At 59.1% G+C, this 17,079-nt stretch carries 15 protein-coding genes; 9 read left to right on the top strand and 6 right to left on the bottom strand.

Annotated elements, in window-relative coordinates; all coding sequences use genetic code 11:
* Positions 1-68 precede the first annotated feature (68 nt).
* From EE36_RS02365 to EE36_RS02345, 5 genes are read left to right on the top strand one after another with little or no spacing between them, the layout of a single operon-like run.
* A complete protein-coding gene (locus EE36_RS02365; RefSeq protein ID WP_005849088.1) occupies positions 69-1,328 on the top strand; it encodes an imelysin family protein in 1,260 nt (419 codons plus the stop codon).
* 45 nt (positions 1,329-1,373) lie between these two features.
* The gene (locus EE36_RS02360; RefSeq protein ID WP_005849086.1) at positions 1,374-2,378 is read left to right on the top strand and encodes a hypothetical protein; all 1,005 of its coding nucleotides are present in this window, start codon (positions 1,374-1,376) and stop codon (positions 2,376-2,378) included.
* A gap of 58 nt (positions 2,379-2,436) precedes the next feature.
* A complete protein-coding gene (locus tag EE36_RS02355; RefSeq protein ID WP_050752191.1) occupies positions 2,437-3,933 on the top strand; it encodes a di-heme oxidoredictase family protein in 1,497 nt (498 codons plus the stop codon).
* Between the two features lies 1 nt (position 3,934).
* Positions 3,935-4,951 carry an imelysin family protein gene (locus EE36_RS02350; protein WP_005849082.1) on the top strand — a complete coding sequence of 339 codons (1,017 nt, stop codon included), beginning with the start codon at positions 3,935-3,937 and terminating at the stop codon, positions 4,949-4,951.
* 4 nt (positions 4,952-4,955) lie between these two features.
* Positions 4,956-6,005, top strand: coding sequence for a DUF1513 domain-containing protein (locus tag EE36_RS02345; RefSeq protein WP_005849080.1), 1,050 nt, complete (start codon positions 4,956-4,958; stop codon positions 6,003-6,005).
* Between the two features lie 300 nt (positions 6,006-6,305).
* Here the strand turns inward: EE36_RS02345 and EE36_RS02340 are convergent, their stop codons facing one another.
* A complete protein-coding gene (locus EE36_RS02340; RefSeq protein ID WP_005849078.1) occupies positions 6,306-7,271 on the bottom strand; it encodes a hypothetical protein in 966 nt (321 codons plus the stop codon).
* Between the two features lie 458 nt (positions 7,272-7,729).
* Here EE36_RS02340 and EE36_RS02335 point away from each other — a divergent pair, with 458 nt between their 5' ends.
* A complete protein-coding gene (locus tag EE36_RS02335) occupies positions 7,730-10,996 on the top strand; it encodes an ATP-binding protein (protein ID WP_005849076.1) in 3,267 nt (1,088 codons plus the stop codon).
* A gap of 11 nt (positions 10,997-11,007) precedes the next feature.
* On the opposite strand, the gene EE36_RS02330 is transcribed toward EE36_RS02335, so the two are convergent.
* Positions 11,008-11,436, bottom strand: coding sequence for a hypothetical protein (locus tag EE36_RS02330; RefSeq protein WP_005849074.1), 429 nt, complete (start codon positions 11,434-11,436; stop codon positions 11,008-11,010).
* Between the two features lie 3 nt (positions 11,437-11,439).
* On the bottom strand, positions 11,440-12,309 hold the full coding sequence (gene motA / locus EE36_RS02325; RefSeq protein ID WP_005849072.1) for a flagellar motor stator protein MotA: 870 nt from the start codon (positions 12,307-12,309) through the stop codon (positions 11,440-11,442).
* A gap of 159 nt (positions 12,310-12,468) precedes the next feature.
* On the opposite strand from motA, the gene EE36_RS02320 reads away from it, so the two are divergent.
* Complete coding sequence (locus EE36_RS02320) at positions 12,469-13,020, top strand: hypothetical protein (protein WP_005849071.1); 552 nt, start codon at positions 12,469-12,471, stop codon at positions 13,018-13,020.
* Here the strand turns inward: EE36_RS02320 and EE36_RS02315 are convergent, their stop codons facing one another.
* The 3 genes from EE36_RS02315 to EE36_RS02305 all read right to left on the bottom strand — a co-directional run bounded on the left by EE36_RS02315 (position 13,021) and on the right by EE36_RS02305 (position 15,243).
* Positions 13,021-14,205 carry a flagellar motor protein MotB gene (locus EE36_RS02315; RefSeq protein WP_005849069.1) on the bottom strand — a complete coding sequence of 395 codons (1,185 nt, stop codon included), beginning with the start codon at positions 14,203-14,205 and terminating at the stop codon, positions 13,021-13,023.
* A gap of 138 nt (positions 14,206-14,343) precedes the next feature.
* A complete protein-coding gene (locus tag EE36_RS02310; RefSeq protein ID WP_005849067.1) occupies positions 14,344-14,811 on the bottom strand; it encodes a MucR family transcriptional regulator in 468 nt (155 codons plus the stop codon).
* A gap of 189 nt (positions 14,812-15,000) precedes the next feature.
* Positions 15,001-15,243, bottom strand: coding sequence for a hypothetical protein (locus EE36_RS02305; RefSeq protein ID WP_005849065.1), 243 nt, complete (start codon positions 15,241-15,243; stop codon positions 15,001-15,003).
* 297 nt (positions 15,244-15,540) lie between these two features.
* Between EE36_RS02305 and EE36_RS02300 the strand changes: the two genes are divergently transcribed.
* Together EE36_RS02300 and EE36_RS02295 are read left to right on the top strand one after the other, a co-directional pair.
* Entirely contained in the window at positions 15,541-16,221 is a 681-nt protein-coding gene (locus EE36_RS02300) for a winged helix-turn-helix domain-containing protein (RefSeq protein WP_050752189.1), read from the top strand.
* A 353-nt stretch (positions 16,222-16,574) separates the two neighbouring features.
* Complete coding sequence (locus EE36_RS02295; protein WP_039911395.1) at positions 16,575-17,030, top strand: hypothetical protein; 456 nt, start codon at positions 16,575-16,577, stop codon at positions 17,028-17,030.
* The last annotated feature ends 49 nt before the right edge of the window (positions 17,031-17,079 follow it).

Below are 17,079 nucleotides of genomic sequence, written 5' to 3'. Positions count from 1 at the left end.
GCGCGGCCCGTCGATCCGCAATTGTCGACAGCATCCGCAGGCGCGATCCGTCAAAAGGAACTGAACGTATGACCCGCAGCTTGATGACCTCTGTGCTTGCATTGACCTTGGCCTCCCCCGCTTTGGCGGTAGAGAAGTCCGAGGTGATCGACACATACGCCGACATCGCCGAAGCCGCCTACGGCGACAGCCTGATCACAGCCCAAGCGCTGGTCGACGCCGTGGATGCCCTGATCGCAGAGCCCTCCGCCGACACGATGCAAGCCGCCCGCACCGCGTGGCTGGCAGCGCGCGTCCCCTACCAGCAGACCGAAGCCTACCGTTTCGGCAACCCCATCGTTGACGACTGGGAAGGCAAGCTGAACGCCTGGCCGCTGGACGAAGGTCTGATCGACTATGTTGACGCCTCCTATGGCGGGGCCACCGATGAAAACGCCGCCGCCGCGTTGAACGTTATCGCGAACCCCACCTTTACACTGTCGGGCACCGAAGTTGACGCCAGCACAATCACCCCCGACTTCCTTGCCGAAACCTTGCACGAAGCCGACGGGAACGAAGCCAATGTGGCGTCGGGCTACCACGCGGTTGAATTCCTGCTCTGGGGGCAGGATCTGAACGGCACGGAACACGGGGCCGGTGGGCGCGACTGGACAGACTACGCCACGGGCGAAGACTGCACCAATGACAATTGTGACCGCCGCGGTCAGTACCTGAAGGCTGCTGCCGATCTGATCGTGACCGATCTGGAGTATATGGTTGCACAATGGGCCGAAGGCGGTGCCGCGCGCACCAACCTGACCGACAACGAAGACGGCGCGATCTCGGCGATGCTGACCGGCATGGGGTCGCTGTCTTACGGTGAGCTCGCGGGCGAACGCATGCGCCTTGGTCTGATGCTGAACGACCCCGAAGAAGAGCATGACTGCTTCTCGGACAACACACACAACAGCCATTATTACGACGGTCTGGGCATCCAGAACGTGTACCTCGGAGCCTATGCGCGTACCGACGGCACGCTGGTCACCGGCCCGTCCCTGTCCGATCTGGTCGCTGCCGAAAACGCTGATCTGGATGCGGAAATGCAGCTGAACCTGTCGACCACCATGCGCAAGCTTGGCCAGATCAAGACCGCTGCCGAAGCGGGCATGTCCTATGACCAGATGATGGCGCGCGGCAACAAGGGCGGCGAAGCCTTGGTCATGGGGGGGGTGAACGCCCTGATCGCACAGACCAAGACCATCGAACGCGTCGTTGCCACACTCGGCGTCGATGACGTGGCGATTGAAGGCTCCGACAGCCTCGATAGCCCCGGCGCCGTGTTCGAGTAATACCCCGTTTTCATGAGTTCCTCCTCCCACTGAAAGTAAACAAGAATGAAGAAACTAGCTCTCGCCGGTTGCGCTTTGGCGCTGACCGGTGCCACTCCCCTTTTGGCTCAAGAACAGGCATTTGTCTGGGGCGGTGAGTTTGAGATCGGCGTCGACAGCACCGTCACATCCGATGATCCTGCAGGCGAGTTGACCGATAACTACGCCAGCCTGTCGCTTGCCTTCGAAGCCGGTGTCGCGACCAGCATCACGCTGTTTGGTGAAGTGACCCTGGAAAGCGTCACCGATCCGGCCGAAACCCGTCAGTTCGACGATCTGGGTCTTTATGTGAACGAACTTGGCCTGCGCTTTGATCTGGCCGCAGGCGAGCTGAGCGTCGGTAAAGTAAGCCCGACCTTCGCTGTTGCATGGGACGCAGCCCCCGGCTTTTACGGCACATCGCTGGCCGAAGACTATGAGTTGTCCGAAGTGATCGGTGCGACATTCGACATGCCTGTCGCCGCCTCCGGCGGGGTTCTGTCCTTTGCGCTGTTCTATGCGGATGACACGGCGTTCAGCGACTCGCTGGGGACAAAGCGCGGCCGCAACACCACCGCGGATGGCGGCGCGGGGAACACCGGCAAGCTGAACAACGTGGCGCTACAGTACACGCAAGAAGTTGGCGACACGACCTACTGGGTTGGCGGGCGTTTCCTGACCGCGGGTGACAGCGATGTATCCGACGAAAAAGGGGCCGTCATCGGGATGGCGCATGACTTTGGCAACGGTTTCGACCTGATCGCCGAAGTGGCCTATTTCGACGGGTTCGCAGGCACGGGCGAGGATTCCACCTATGCGACGTTGGGCGGTTCCTACGTTCAGGGGCCGTGGGCCTACTCTGCCAGCTACACCGGCATCGACAACACCGCGAACGGTTACGACGATTTGATCACCGTGGGTGTAGACTACACGTTCGAGAATGATATGTCGCTGGGTGGTGGCGTCGGCTTCTACGATGTAGACGGCAACGACTTTACCGCTGTCGGGGCATCGCTGGTGATCCCCTTCTGATATCGAAATAGGGCAGAATATGCATTTCCTCCGGTCTTTTATCCCTCAGGCCCTGGTGATGTCCCTGCCCCTATTGAGCGGTCCGGTCTACGCCGGGCCGCTTGATGAACCCCACCTGGATATCATCCCGCGTACCGCCGATGAAACGGCCCGTATCGCCGATGTGACCGCCCCACCCGACAGTTTTGACGCCCCCAGCCCGTTCGAGGTGAACAGCGGCGGCGCGGCCACCGTACGCCCGCGCATGAACGCCGATGCGTTTTCGCAGGCCTCCGGCAATATGTCGTTCGAGGACGAGCTGACCTTCAAACTGGGCAATGGGCTGTTTCGCAAGCTGTGGGTGTCGTCGCCTTCGTCGACGCTGGCCTCTGACGGGTTGGGGCCCTTGTTCAACGCGCGGTCGTGCCAAAGCTGCCACATCAAGGACGGGCGCGGCCACCCGCCCGAGGGCCCCGACGACAGCGCGATTTCGATGTTCCTGCGCGTGTCTATTCCGGGCAACGAAGACGCCGGCAACATAAAAGAGATCGAAGGGTATCTGGCCACGCTCGCCGAACCCACCTACGGCACGCAAATGCAGGATTTCGCCGTCTCGGGGCATAGTGCCGAGTACCGCTTGCAGGTCGATTATACCGAAGCCCCCGTGACCCTGTCGGGCGGGCAGGTCGTCTCCTTGCGGCACCCGACATACACCGCGGCTGATCTTGGCTATGGTCCGCTGCACCCCGACGCGATGCTGTCGCCCCGTGTGACGCCGCAGATGATCGGGCTTGGGCTTCTCGAAGCGATCCCTGCCGCGGATATTCTGGCGCTGGCAGACCCTAATGACGCCGATAGTGACGGTATTTCGGGCCGCGCCAATATCGTCTGGTCGCAGGAATACAACATGCCGATGCTGGGCCGTTTCGGGCTCAAGGCCGGGATGCCCACGATCCGCGAACAATCAGCTGGGGCCTTTGCGGGCGATATCGGCATCTCTAACCCGATCTTCGGCGATCCGTTTGGCGATTGTTCGACCATTCAGGATGCCTGCGTAAACGCGCCTCATGGGGCCGGTGACGTGCGCGGGTTCGAGATTGACGCCGAAGGGCTGGATCTGGTCACCTTCTACAGCCGCAACCTAGCCGTGCCCGCCCGTCGTGACGCGGACACACCCGAGGTGCTGCGCGGCAAACAGGTGTTCCATGAAACGGGCTGCGCGGACTGCCACCAGCCCAGCTTTGTCACCCATCGCCTGAAGGACCAGCCAGAGCAAAGCTTTCAGCTGATCTGGCCCTATACCGATATGCTGCTGCACGACATGGGCGAAGGTTTGGCCGATCACCGCACCGAGGCCCGCGCCACCGGCACCGAATGGCGCACTGCGCCGCTGTGGGGGATTGGGATGACCGAAACCGTATCGGGACACACGCAATTCCTGCACGACGGGCGCGCGCGGTCACTGCTGGAAGCCGTGCTTTGGCATGGCGGAGAGGCCGAGCCCGCCAAGAACCGCGTCATTGACATGCCACCCGCAGACCGTGATGCTTTGATCCACTATCTGGAAAGTTTGTAACATGAAAAAACTGGTCCTCGCCCTTGGTCTTTTCTGCGCACCATTGGGTGCTGCGGCCGAGGTAGGCTCCGCCGTTTTGCGCGATGTGGTCGATCATCACATCCTGCCCCGCTATACCACACTGGCAGAGCGTACGGATTCACTGGCCACCGTTGCCCAGCAGAATTGCGCCCCCGATGACGCCGCGTTGCGCACTGCCTACCACGATGCCTTTGATGCGTGGATCGCGGTGAGCCATCTGCGTTTTGGCCCATCCGAGACCGACAACCGCGCCTTTGCGCTGGCCTTCTGGCCCGACAGCCGTGGGGCCACACCCAAAACGCTCGCGGGGCTGATCACGGATGCCGATCCCGTGGGCCGTGACCCGCAGGCCTATGCCGATGTTTCCATCGCGGGGCGCGGTTTCTATGCGCTCGAATTCCTGCTGTATGACGACCAGATCAGCACGATGGGCGATGCTGGCTATCGCTGCGCTTTGGTGCAGACGGTAACTGCCGATATCGCCACGCAGTCCCAAGCCATTCTGGACGGCTGGACCTCTGGCTATGCCGAGGCCGTTGCCACCCCCGCCGAGGCAGGCCCCTACCGCAGCACCGAGGAAGCGGCGCAAGAGCTTTTCAAGGCGCTGAACCTCGGGTTGGAGTTTACCGCCGACACCCGCATCGGCCGCCCCATGGGCAGCTTTGACCGCCCGCGCCCCAATCGGGCAGAGACGCGGCGATCGGGGCGGTCTTTGCGCAATGTCGTGGTCGCGCTCACCTCTCTGCAGGATCTGGCGGAGCGGTTGGCGGCGGATGACGTAGCCGTGGTGGCCGCCTTTGACGACCGGTTTGACGAGGCGCTGGCCATCGCTGCCGATCTGGACGACCCTGTGTTCGCTGGAACGGCCAAGCCGCAATCCCGTCTGCGTGTAGAGGTGTTGCAGCAGTCTGTTACCGCGATCCGCGATGTGGCCCGCCAAGATCTGGGCCCGCATTTGGGCGTCGCTTCGGGCTTTAACGCATTGGACGGAGATTGATCCCGTGACCAACCGCCGCCATTTCATTGCAGGGATGCTGGCATCAGGATTGGTGCCCGCCCCTACTTGGGCCGATGCGGGCGGGCCGGCCTATCTTGCCGCTGCCGGTCTGCGCGATGGCAGCTTTGTGCTCTGCGGCATCGACGCGGCGCTTGAGGTGGTGTTCGAAATCCCCCTGCCCGGTCGCGGCCATGCGGCGGCGGCGCATCCGTCCAAGCCGCAAGCTGTCGCCTTTGCACGGCGCCCCGGCAATTTCGCACTGGTGATCGACTGCATGTCGGGGCGGGTCAAGGCCACGCTGCACGCGCCCGAGGGGCGGCACTTCTACGGGCACGGGGCTTTTTCCGCCGACGGGAGCCTGCTTTACACCACCGAAAATGACTATGCCAACGGCATCGGGCGCATTGGTGTCTGGGACGTGGCGCTTGGATATGTACGCGTCGATGAATTTGCCAGCGGCGGAGTCGGCCCCCATGATATCAAACGTCTGCCCGGTGGTGACACGCTGGTCGTGGCGAACGGCGGGATTGATACGCATCCCGATTCAGGGCGCGCCAAGTTGAATATCCCCACCATGCGGCCCAACCTCACCTACATCAACGACCGCCGTATTCTAGAGCAGATAGAACTGCCCCATGACATGCACCGCAACTCGATCCGGCATCTGGCCGTAGGGTCCGACGGGCGTGTCGCTTTCGGGATGCAATGGCAAGGCGACGGCGATGCCCCCGCGCTTGTCGGGCTGCATCAGCAAGGGGAAACACCGCTCTTGCTGGACGGTGCCGAAGATATGCACGGGTACATCGGCAGTATTGCCCTGTCGGACGACGGGTCCGAGATTGCCGTAACCTCGCCCCGTGCCGGTTTGGTGCAGGTATTTGACGCAGCAACCGCGTCATACAGCCGTAGTATCGCGCTTACCGATGTCTGCGGTGTTGCAGCGGCACAGGGTGATTTTATCGTGACCAGCGGTACCGGTATCGTTCAGCGTCTCTCTGGCAGGTTGAACCCGGAAAAACCACTGATGTGGGACAATCACCTCGTCCGGCTTTAGGCCCTGGTGGGGCGGTTTGATGTCGCCGGCTTACATCTTCGAAAACGCAAAAAGCCCCGTGACCGGCATCTTGGCCGGTCCACAGGGCAAAGTAGTAAGGGCCGGAGCAGGCCCGAAAATCGATTAAGCTGATGAACTCTGCCCCGCGGAAATTCGCGCGTTGAGGGTTCACGAAAAAGGGAAAGCGCCGCATTCGATGCCCGTCTGCTGTTAAATCCTTTCAAATCATATCGGGTCGAACACGGTGCTTTCTCGGGCCCTGGCTGCGGCGAGGCATGCCGCTTTGACAGGGCAAACCAGTTAACTTTGACGCATACCTCCTTTCGTTGCCGGGCTTTTGCCCCACAAAAGGGCATCTATTGTTGTGGCTCCCATGTGGTCCGCCATCGCGCCGACCACCGTCTCGTTCACGCCGCTCAGGAAGTTCACAAGTTCCGTCAGCGTCAACTCTTCGAGCAGCAGCTTGAGCGTGCCGGCACCGACATTGTGCAACAGCTCGTCCAGTTCTTCGGCCTCGAGCACATTCAACAGACGCGTCGCTGCAGGGGTGTCGAGGTTTGCAAGCAACACCGCAGCGCTGCCGACACCAAAGGCGCGGTCGAACTCATCGGTGCCAAGGGCGGTCACAAAGGCGTCGATCTCGGCCGAGATCGCGTTGTTCAGCGCGTCGGCCAGTTTGAAGGCTGTCTGCCCTTCGGCAGAGAAATCAAACACAGCGTCGATCAGATCTTCGGCCTGGGCAGCGACACCCACGAAGACCGCGCGGGCCCCGTTTTCCATCGTGATGATGACGTCACCGTCGCGCAAATCGCGGGACCCGGTCAGGCACATGGCAGCGCGCAGATCGGCGCGGGAAGAAAACTGACCCAGGAAGGTGATCGCATCGCCGCGGGCGACGTCAAAATTATTGACGACGATATGCGTGTCGGAGGGTACCACGATAAAGTCAGGCGTGGCGATGGTCATTGTCTCCTGGGTCAGGTCGGGATGTGCAGCCTGGGGCGTGGCCCAGACGTCCTGCACATGAGAGAAGCCAGCGTTGATCTGGATGGCCTGCGTCGGGTCCGCATCTGTCGGCATGACATAGCGGGCGCAGCGCATCCGGTCCGCCGCGAGTTTAAGCGCGGTGCTGTCGGCCGTGATGTCCAAGACGGTGTCGGAAGCGTTTCCCGAAACATGGATGCCAAGTACTGCACCCAAAACCGCCTCGCGCAGGGAGGAGTTGTTGGCGATCTGGGCCAGTTCTAGGAATGTTGCGTTTGCCATCGTCTTCACCTTGGATTTGTTTCAGCCTGTGTTTGGTGGCTGTTAAGATGAAATTAACGCTAAATCCCAAGGCCGTCGCGGGCCTAGGCGGGTAGTCCAAAGCAGCTTGTGGCTATGGCGCTATCCCAAAGGATAGGTATCTCCTGCTGCAGTGGCACTATTCACCCTGCCCTGCAGGCAGAAACGGAGTTTACCATTGCCAAAAAAGCCCGCCCCGCCTAGCCTTTTCGCAACTGCAAAAAGCGCCCGATCAACGAGGCGCAGCAAAAAACGCAGTGAGAGCAGTAGTGAAAGGACAGCACCAGACGACATCCAAGTTGCCATGCTCCGCAGCATATGCCGCGGGGGCGCAATGGAATCGATCGCTTTGGATGCTTTTACAAGTGGTTTGACGTTGTGATGTTTGATAGCAGGAGGCGGGCTTTGACTATGCTTTCCGGTGTCCGCAAAGCGACGAGATGAACCAGAAAGAGAATATGGCGGGCGCTAAAATCGTGAAACAGGCATGGGGCAAGCTGCGTCGAACGCTTTTGGGTGCCGCTATCGCCCTGATCGGTGCACTGCAACCGGCGGCTGGTCAGCAGGTCGACACGATGGATGCGCCCCGTGACATCACCATCGGTATTCTCGCGTCCGAAGGGATTACCCGCGCGCTGGACAGCTGGTTGCCAATGGCCGCCGCGCTGAACACCGCCGCACAGGGCGCAGAACTGAACTACCGTTTCAAGATCGCGCCTTACACCGACGCCACAATGATCAATAAAATCTCGCAAGGCGCGCTGGATTTCTTCCTTGTCGATCCCGCGGCCTTTGTCGTGGCTGAGGTCGAAAGCAACGCCCGCCCGCTGCTCTCTGTCGCCCAGATGTGGGAGGGGCAGGTCTATGATAAAACCAGCGTCGTCGTCTTTACCACCGCTGACAGCGATATTCGCGCCATCCCGGATATCGCAGGTCGCAGCATCATGGGGGTGTCGGCCGACGAAATGACCGGCTGGAAGCTCGCGCTGCAAGAGTTTCGCAAGTACCGGCTGGATATCGATGATATCGCGTCCCGCGCGCTGTTTTCGGGCGGGAACCAACGCGAGGTCGTCTATGCCGTGCAAGCCGGTCTGGTGGATGTCGGCGTCGTGCGCGCCGGTGTGCTCGAAGCGCTGGCCCGCGACGGCGTGATTGATATGAACGATTTCCGCCCCGTGTCCCCTGTCGATCATCCGGGCTATCCGTTCTGGGCCAGTACCATGTTGTACCCCGATTGGGTGCTGGGGACGATCCCCGGCGTGCCGCAGGCGGCGTTAACCATTCTTGTCGACACCCTGTTGGGTCAGGATACCGGCAGCCCCGAGGCGATTGCCGCCGGTGGCACCGTCTGGCTGCCCCCGCAAAATTATCAATCCGTGCACGAGCTGCTGATCTCTTTGCGCGCGCGCCCCTACGAGAATTACCTGCAGCGCTCCGCCTTGCGCATTGCGTCAACCTACAAGTGGCTGGTGTTGGGCACGCTGCTGCTGATCGTGTTTTCGCTGTTGTTCCTGATTTTCCAACTGCGCGAAAACGCGCGACAGGCCCATGCCCGCAAGGATGTGCTGAAGTCGGAAGTTCGGTCCAAGCAATTTTATCGCAACGCGGTAGAGGCCCATACCGTGTTCTGCATGCTGAACCAGAACGGCGCGATCACCCATGTGAACGACCAGTTTGTCCAAGCCAGCGGCCGGTCCCGCGAGGCGCTGATCAGCACGCCGTTGGTTGATGTCATGGATGCCGGCAATCGCGGTGTGCTGACGGGCGATGTCTTGCCCGCCATGATGTCGGGCACCCCGTGGAAAGGCACCATCGTTCTGCATAAGACCGACGGCAAGGCGGTCTGGCTGCAATGTAGCTTTATTCCGATCACCGACGGCGAAAAACAGCTGCGCGAGATCGCGATTGTCGCCTCGGATATGACCAAGACCCGCGAAGGCGTGTCAGAGGCGCGGTTCAACAACACGTTGGAACTGTTGCAGGATCATGTCGTTGTCTTCCAGCCGCAAACCTATGCGGTGATGTATGCCAATGCATCGGTCGCACGACACCTGATGCGACATGATGAAAGCGACGACTGGCGCGGCAAGAGCCTGTCGGACCTGATTGGCAAACGGGATTATGACAGTCTGCGCGAACGCTGCGCCGGTCTCATCAAGGGACCAGAGCGGCGCGTCACCTGGGAGGTCGAGGCAAAATCAGGCATCACCTACGACATCAGCCTTGAATATGTCTGCCCCGCTCAGGACGAACCGCGCTTCATCGCGATTTACCGCGATGTGTCGCAGCGCAAGGTGGCCGAAAAAGCAAAGACCGAATTCCTGTCCACCGTCAGCCATGAATTGCGCACGCCGCTGACCTCGATCAAGGGGGCCTTGGGGCTTGTGCTGTCAGGTGCCACGGGGCAGTTGCCTGACAAGATGAAGGGGCTGATCACCATCGCCGCCTCAAGCTGTGACCGGCTGATCCTGCTGATCAACAGTATTCTTGATATGGAGAAAATCGAAACCGGCACGCTTGATTTCCGGATGAAGACGCTGAACCTGTCCGAGACGCTCAATACGGCGCTGGTGCCGAACCAGCTTTATGCCGAACGCGCAGGCGTATCGCTGCGCCGTGTCGATACCCCCGATGACGATGTAATGCTGACCTATGGCGACTCTAAACGCTTGGTGCAGGTGCTGGATAACCTCTTGTCCAACGCAGTCAAATTTTCGGAACACGGCGGGGAGATCCTGATTGCACTGCACGCGGTCGGGGATCAGCTGCGCATTTCGATCCGCGACTTCGGCACCGGCATTCAGGCTGCCGCTCAGGCGTCGGTGTTTGAAAAATTCACCCAAGGCGACAGTTCTGACAGCCGGTCCAAGGGGGGCACGGGGCTGGGGTTGACCATCGCCAAAGTCATCATCGATCACCATCAGGGGCAGATCACGTTCTTCAGCCGCGAAGACGTGGGGACAGAAATTATCATCTCCCTCCCCCGTCTCGCGCAAGAGGACGCGCCGGCGCCCGACACGCCCGTTCAAGTCGCCCCACCAACGGCCTTTTCTGCCGCATTGGAACAGCAGGCCCGCAAGACACCATCTGTCATCAAAAAGACCGCCGCGGAACATCTGGTGCAACAGATCACACGCGCGGGATACGGGCCGGAGTTCGAGCTTGGCAAAGCCGACGTCGGACGTCTGGCCGCAGGCGTCGAAATCGTCGGCGCGCCGTTGCTGAATAAATGGATCACCCAGAACGAACGCGACACGCTCTCGCAGTTGATCGGCGCGGGCGCGATTGCGGATGCGGCGGTCTGTGTGATCGAAGCCGCCTCGGACACGGATCACAGCGCGGCGGGCAGCGCATCCACCGCTGTGGCTCAGCTGCGGGCATGGTTCGCCACCTGTGCTGAACCCATCGGCAATCCCGCGCAACCGCTGACCATCGCGGCGGTCGATCACCCGGATGTTGCCAGCTGGCTTGAAACCGAAAGCATCGTGACCTTTGACGATACTGTGGATCTCGCAAAATCAGTCGCGACGTCGCAGGCGGATGTCGTGCTGACCTTTGCCATCAACGACGGGTCGGCCAGCGTCATGGCGGTGCCAACCTCGCAAGGTTTGATGCCATCGGGCTGGCCGGTCTGCGTGCTGGTCATCCGGAATGTAGAGAACAAAAATTCGCTGGGTGTGGTGTCAAAATTCAGCAGCGGACGCTAAGGCAAAAAGCGTCACCGGCGCTGCAATACAAACAGCGCGCGCGACGCGTCGTCTAGTGCGGCCTGTTCTGCCCTGTCGGCATCGGCTTTCGCCTCGGTTTGCACTTTCGACAGCACCGTTTGCGTGGTCTTAAGCGCGCGGAACTGCGCGAAAAGCGCATCCTCTAGCGTGTCGATCTGCCCTGACAGCGCATCCCCCTCCGCCGCCAAGCCACGTTGTTGCCGGTCAACCGAGGATAGGTAGGCGGGCAAATAGGCTTGGGTTTCCAAGGTGCTGCCCGTCTGTTCAGCAATCGCCCGCTGGGTCAGCGCCGCACTTTGTTCCGTCAGCGATGTTTGCTGTGCCCGCAGGCCCGAAAGCTGTGCCCCGATCGCATCCAGCTCGTGTTGCCGGATGGTGTTGATCAGCTTAAGCGCAGCGATCTGACGGCGTCCGGCCATGGGTTATGCGGCCTCTGGCATCTGTTTGCGGGCCTCTTCCATCTCGTAAAAGCTGGGCTGCAGGCTGGTGGGAATGTTGCCGCGCCCGATCTCGGTGCAGATCGCGGGCGAATGGCCATGCAGGATGGCGATAAAGATGTCGCGGATCACGGCGTAGTAAATGCCGTCCTGCTCTTCGATGGCTTGCAGACGGTTGGCGACCGGAGAGACGAAAAGATAGGCAAGGAAAACCCCAAGGAATGTCCCGACCAACGCGCCGCCGATCATCGCCCCCAGAACCGCAGGCGGCTTGTCGATCGACGACATCGTCTTGATCACCCCCAAAACCGCCGCAACAATCCCGATGGCGGGTAGCGCGTCGGAGACGGTGGTCAGCCCGTGGGGAGCCACCAAAGCTTCGTGGTGGTGCTTCTTGAGCTTGCGGTTAATGACATCTTCCGCCTGATACGGATCATCGAACTGCATCGCCAGCATACGGAAACTATCGGTGATCAGATCAATGGCAAAGTGGTCTTTCTGCAACTTGGGATACTGCGAAAAGATCGAACTTTCTTGCGGGTTTTCAATATGTTCATCCAGCGCGAGCATGCCATTTTGCTGGTACTTGCGGGCCAACGTATACATGAGATTCAGCAGGTCCACATAGTCGCCCGAATTCCACTTGGGGCCCTTGAATGCCTTGACCAGCGCGCGCCCTGCCCCCGCGATATTGGCAAAGGAATTCGCCGCAATAAACGAGCCAAGCGCGGCACCGCCGATCATCATACCTTCGAACGGTAGCGCGTGGGTGATGATGCCCATGTCGCCGCCAGAGAGCATATACCCCCCAAAGACCATGCCCATCACGACCACGAAGCCCAGAATAATCGTCATTTGTTTTCCACTTGCAAATTTCCAAGCACTTTAAGCATTTTCATTGAAATCTCAAGAACAGTTCATGTTCTTCCAAGTTTAAAAATTTCTCGTTCAAGACCAATTGCTATCTTTCCATGGTGTGACTAAGGTAAACCTCAGAATAAGCTGGAGAGTGCCGTGATCTCGGATGTTGAAACCACAATGATTGTCCTGATTGATGCGGACGATGTGAAATTCGCATTCTCGGGCTGGCCGGATCACATTTGCCTCGCGGCGTGCCTGTCCAGCTTTGGGACCTGCAGCATGATCGTGTTTCGCCGCGATGAACGCCACTTGATGCCGGATCGTTTGGTCAAGCTGCTGAAGCTGCGCCGTGAAAACACCTGCTTTGTCCCCGAGGTTGACGGCTTCAAGACCAAGCAATTCCTCTATTCCGACGAACGCCGGTTGATGGCGCTGGTCGCATCGGACCCGGCGGTTCTAGAGGAAGCGGTCGATTACGCCGTGAACTACAACTACGCGCTGGAAGAAGGGCTGGACCCTGCCAAGATGCTCGGACTTGATATTCCCACTGCCGACCCCGTGGTCGCTGCACCGCGCGGCACGATGGTAAATGAAGAAGCAAACCCCATGCTGCCAGAGTTCTTGCGCCGCTCGGTCGAACGATCCCGCCGGCCGATCTTTGCCAGCCGACGGGTCCCCACCTTGGGCGAATTGATCAGAGCCTGATCACCGCAGCGCGTTGCGCAGGTTCAAGAATACATCATCCTTCAAAGGTGCCGCCACAGGCTCGACATTCTGTGCGACCCGTTGCACCTCGCCACTGTTCTGTGGTGCTACGGGCGCAGGGATCGACGCCTTATATAGCTTCTCGCCGGTCTCGGCTGGCGGTGTCGCCGCATCAATCTGCGTCGGGGCTACGTCATCGCCGGCATAGTCCTCGACCTTCTGATATTGAACCGAGACCGTGATCCGACGGTTAGACGCGTCGGTCGGATTTTCGGGCACCAGCGGCGCGGTATCGGCAAGGCCCGACACGCGGATGATACGATCACGTGCAACGCCCGAGGCTTCGAAAACACGGCGCGTGGCGTTGGCACGGTCCGAGGACAGATCCCAGTTGTCGTATTTCTGGCTATTGGCAAAGCGGACAGCATCGGTGTGCCCTGACAGCGTGATTTTATTCGGCAGGCGTGCCAAAGACTTACCCAAATTCGCGAGCAGCTGATCTGTGGCACCCTGCATTTCGGCACGGCCACTATAGAACATCGGCTGTCCTTCCTGATCGATGATCTGGATCTGCAAGCCTTCGGGTGTTTGCTGGAAAATCAGGTTTTTCTTCAACGGATCAAGGTCGGGATTCTCCTGCATCGCCTGCAAGATATCCTGCTCTAGCTTTTTGAACTTCTCATTGTCCAGCGCGTGCACATTATCAATGGTCGCATCGCCAGCCGATTTAGACCCGTCGGATGCGGCTTGCGACGCGCTGGCAACATTGGCCGCGGCGGGGTTTTCATGGGCACCGTCTTCGGAGCCGATCTGCGTCTCATCTGGCACCGATGTCGCGGTTTCGTCGCGGATTTCCCACTTGGCCGAGGCCGGATCGTCGATTTTCCCAAGCTCGCTGCCACGGGCCACAATCGCCCCATTCGAGGCGGTCAATGTACCGGGTGGCCCCAAGGTCGCCCCGTCCAATACACCACTGCCGCCGGGCAGGGTCGCATTGGTAAAGTATTCGGCAATCCCGCGCAGCTTTTGCTCGTCCGCGCTCGAGAGAATCCACATCAGCAGAAAGAACGCCATCATCGCGGTCATGAAATCAGCATAGGCGACCTTCCAGCCGCCACCGTGATGTCCACCGCCTTCGATAACTTCTACTTTTTTAAATACGCGCGGCTGTGTCGTCGCTGCCATATGTCCTGCCTCTATTCTCGCGACCACGGGGGCCGGTTCGGCAGACGTGCTTCTGCACCGACTGCCTCAGAGACATGTATCGAGGGGGATTAGGTGCTCCGCAGGACAAAACGGTGGCAAAGGAAAGGCATTTGAACTTTACAGCTGCGACCCAAGATTTGCCTGCACCGCCTCGTCGCGGGCATAGCGACCAAGGCCGGCTTTCTTTGCATAATCCGCTTTGCGCAAAGAATAGTTGGGGGCGACGAGGGGATGATCATCATCAAGATTGAACTTGATCCGGTATTCGCTCTCGCTCAACCCGTGCTCTGCGCGCAGGTGACGCTTGAGCATGGTAAAGGATCGGCCGCAGCACAGGCAGGTGACGGAATCATCGGTAAAAGACTCGGCAACCGGAACCGCGGGAATGGCGGTTTCAGTCGTAAACTGCGCTGCAACCTTGCTGATTTCAGCTTTGGCGGCTGCGGGCTGGAGCCCGGCGAGCGCGGCGGGAAGCGCCTGCGACAACGCCAGAATGTCTTGCACGGTTGCGGATTCACGGCCAGCGAATGCGGTAATCACGCGAATTGCGGCCTCGGAAACGGGGGGATCTGTAAACTCTGTCACTTTCGTATGCGCCTTTACTACGTCGGTGCGGGATGAAGCCTCGTGAACAAATCTTGGGAACTCTACTAGAATACCAGGATTGTCCGCCAACCTCACAAAAATTGTCAATGTCTCTTAAGTATAGGTTGGCCCGCCGCAAGGAATGGCGAAAGGACAACAGCTCATGAACTCAGGATAAACTGCGGTGGATTAATTCAACCGGTGGCGGTCGGGATGCAAGCTCGGCAGGTCAGATGTGGCAAAACCTTGCCGTTTCTGACCACTCTCTGCGACTGCGGACAGAACACCCGACTTGGCCACAACTTCTGCCGCGTGAAGGATCACCGCGCGCATGTTTTCATCCTGCACCGCCTCGTCGCGCAAATGGACCAGCCGTTTGGCCGCCGCGAGCGCACGCCGCTTTGGCGCAACAATTTCAAGTATGTCTGCCATTTTCTAGCGCCTATTCTTGAGGTTCTCTCAGACGCGTTCTGCAGTCTGCAAGGATATACATAGCGTGGAAGGTTAAAGAATAGTGAACGTATGGCTTTTTCATGACAAGCAGGCCCAATTATTGCCGCATAACTCTGACTTTGATTTCGCCCACGGGTTCGTGCAACAAAGGGATAATCCAGCTCATCGCTCCCTTTCCTAGTATATGGCCGTTATCATCGTGTCCTTTCCGCGTCTCGCCGCAATGCTATCCGTTTCCGAACATCCATCGGTCAACCCATTGGGGCAGCGCGATAAATGACCAAAATCCTACTCGTCTCGACGGCACCTTCGGTGCGCAACGCCCTGAACTATTTGTTTACGGTTATCCTAAAATTCGACTTTGAATGTATAGACTTTGACGCCTGCGAAGATTGGCTACACAACAATGAAAACGTTAATGCCATTTTCGTCGATATGACCGAAGCGAACAGCAACCCGGCACCGCTGATCAACAAACTCACCACCCACGCGCAGCCCGGAGTCGTGCTCGCGATACAAGAGTTGAAGGGGGTATGGGGTGCCGATGCGTTTGAAGCGGGTGCGATCGATGTACTCACATGGCCCTGCAATCTGCGCGAGCTGTCTTTGCGACTGAACCGACGCCTGCCAACCCCTACGCCGTCAATTGAACAGCCTCACGATGTGAGCTGGGATGTCGAAGCGTATATCGCTCTGCGCGCCGGATTAACGACGGCGGAAGCTCAGATCATGCGGGTATTATTCGCCCAAGACGGGCAAATCGTGACCCGCGATGCGCTTAGTCTCGCCGTAGAATCTCGGCCGTGGCGATATGGTGATCGGAAATTTGATGTCCACGTCGCGAAAATTCGTAAGAAATTTGCGGACACATTTGATGAACGTATTTCCGTCGAAACGGTACGGTCCAGTGGCTACATGCTGCGCACGGGCGGCTTGAATGCCTTCGATCCGACGTAAGGGATGCCCGTACCTGCACGGTGAGAGAATCGCACCTTTCCGCACTCACACTTGCCGCACATTCTCAACACATTTATTGTAAATTCGCATACGGGTGAACATGCAGCCATATTTCGCCCCGCCCACCAATACTTGTGCTGTGGATAACATTTTGCCCCATATTTGGTTCCCAAAAATATGGGTGATCGGGGGAATTTTGCCGAAATCGCCGAAAGCGACAGCGCAAAATCGCTTGGCCGATCGTGGTTAAAATTCAAGAGCAGCTTGCGAAGTTTAACAAATCCGGAATTCAAAAAACCGTGTCGGGAAGATACCTTGGGGTTGCACACGCGACACTTGGGGAAGTTTTAACTATGCGTTCTGATTTGATGGGGCACATCTGGGGCGGTCGGCTGGAATTTTGCGCCGATCCTTGCAACACGCCCTTGGGCCGCATCCTGTCGTCACTGCTCGCGTCGCCGATCACCCGTTTCACCGTCGCCGTAGAGGACGCTGATCTGACCCCCTTCGCGATCTACGCCGGAGAAGAGATCATTTCCGGCGCTTCCCTGGCCGATGTTCTAGATCAGGAGTTTGGCCTTGATCTGGAAGATGACGCCATCGTTTTGATCGAACCCTGCGCCCAACCAACCCTGACGCCTACGTGCCCCGTTCAACTTGGCCACCACATCGGCCATATCATCGTTTCCCTTGCCCAGTCCGAGCGTGACGGCACCGCCCCTGACGCCTTGCTTTCCGCTGATAATATCGCCCACAGCTTTCACCGTGAAATGCTGCGCGCGGTCACTCCGGGCCAGCATATTCATTAACACTGCAGCCCCCCGAAAACCCCGCCACAGTGTGACATGCAAAGCATGA

The organism is Sulfitobacter sp. EE-36 (assembly GCF_000152605.1).
GTDB lineage: Bacteria > Pseudomonadota > Alphaproteobacteria > Rhodobacterales > Rhodobacteraceae > Sulfitobacter > Sulfitobacter pontiacus.
Note: the sequence above shows the minus strand (reverse complement) of the source record. Positions and strands in the feature narration are given on the sequence as shown.

Bases quoted from the DNA above. Each gene is read 5' to 3' on its own strand.
- EE36_RS02365 (WP_005849088.1), top strand. From the start codon at position 69: ATGACCCGCAGCTTGATGACCTCTGTGCTTGCATTGACCTTGGCCTCC.
- EE36_RS02360 (WP_005849086.1), top strand. From the start codon at position 1,374: ATGAAGAAACTAGCTCTCGCCGGTTGCGCTTTGGCGCTGACCGGTGCC.
- EE36_RS02355 (WP_050752191.1), top strand. From the start codon at position 2,437: ATGTCCCTGCCCCTATTGAGCGGTCCGGTCTACGCCGGGCCGCTTGAT.
- EE36_RS02350 (WP_005849082.1), top strand. From the start codon at position 3,935: ATGAAAAAACTGGTCCTCGCCCTTGGTCTTTTCTGCGCACCATTGGGT.
- EE36_RS02340 (WP_005849078.1), bottom strand. From the start codon at position 7,271: ATGGCAAACGCAACATTCCTAGAACTGGCCCAGATCGCCAACAACTCC.
- EE36_RS02335 (WP_005849076.1), top strand. From the start codon at position 7,730: ATGAACCAGAAAGAGAATATGGCGGGCGCTAAAATCGTGAAACAGGCA.
- EE36_RS02330 (WP_005849074.1), bottom strand. From the start codon at position 11,436: ATGGCCGGACGCCGTCAGATCGCTGCGCTTAAGCTGATCAACACCATC.
- motA (WP_005849072.1), bottom strand. From the start codon at position 12,309: ATGACGATTATTCTGGGCTTCGTGGTCGTGATGGGCATGGTCTTTGGG.
- EE36_RS02315 (WP_005849069.1), bottom strand. From the start codon at position 14,205: ATGGCAGCGACGACACAGCCGCGCGTATTTAAAAAAGTAGAAGTTATC.
- EE36_RS02305 (WP_005849065.1), bottom strand. From the start codon at position 15,243: ATGGCAGACATACTTGAAATTGTTGCGCCAAAGCGGCGTGCGCTCGCG.
- EE36_RS02300 (WP_050752189.1), top strand. From the start codon at position 15,541: ATGACCAAAATCCTACTCGTCTCGACGGCACCTTCGGTGCGCAACGCC.
- EE36_RS02295 (WP_039911395.1), top strand. From the start codon at position 16,575: ATGCGTTCTGATTTGATGGGGCACATCTGGGGCGGTCGGCTGGAATTT.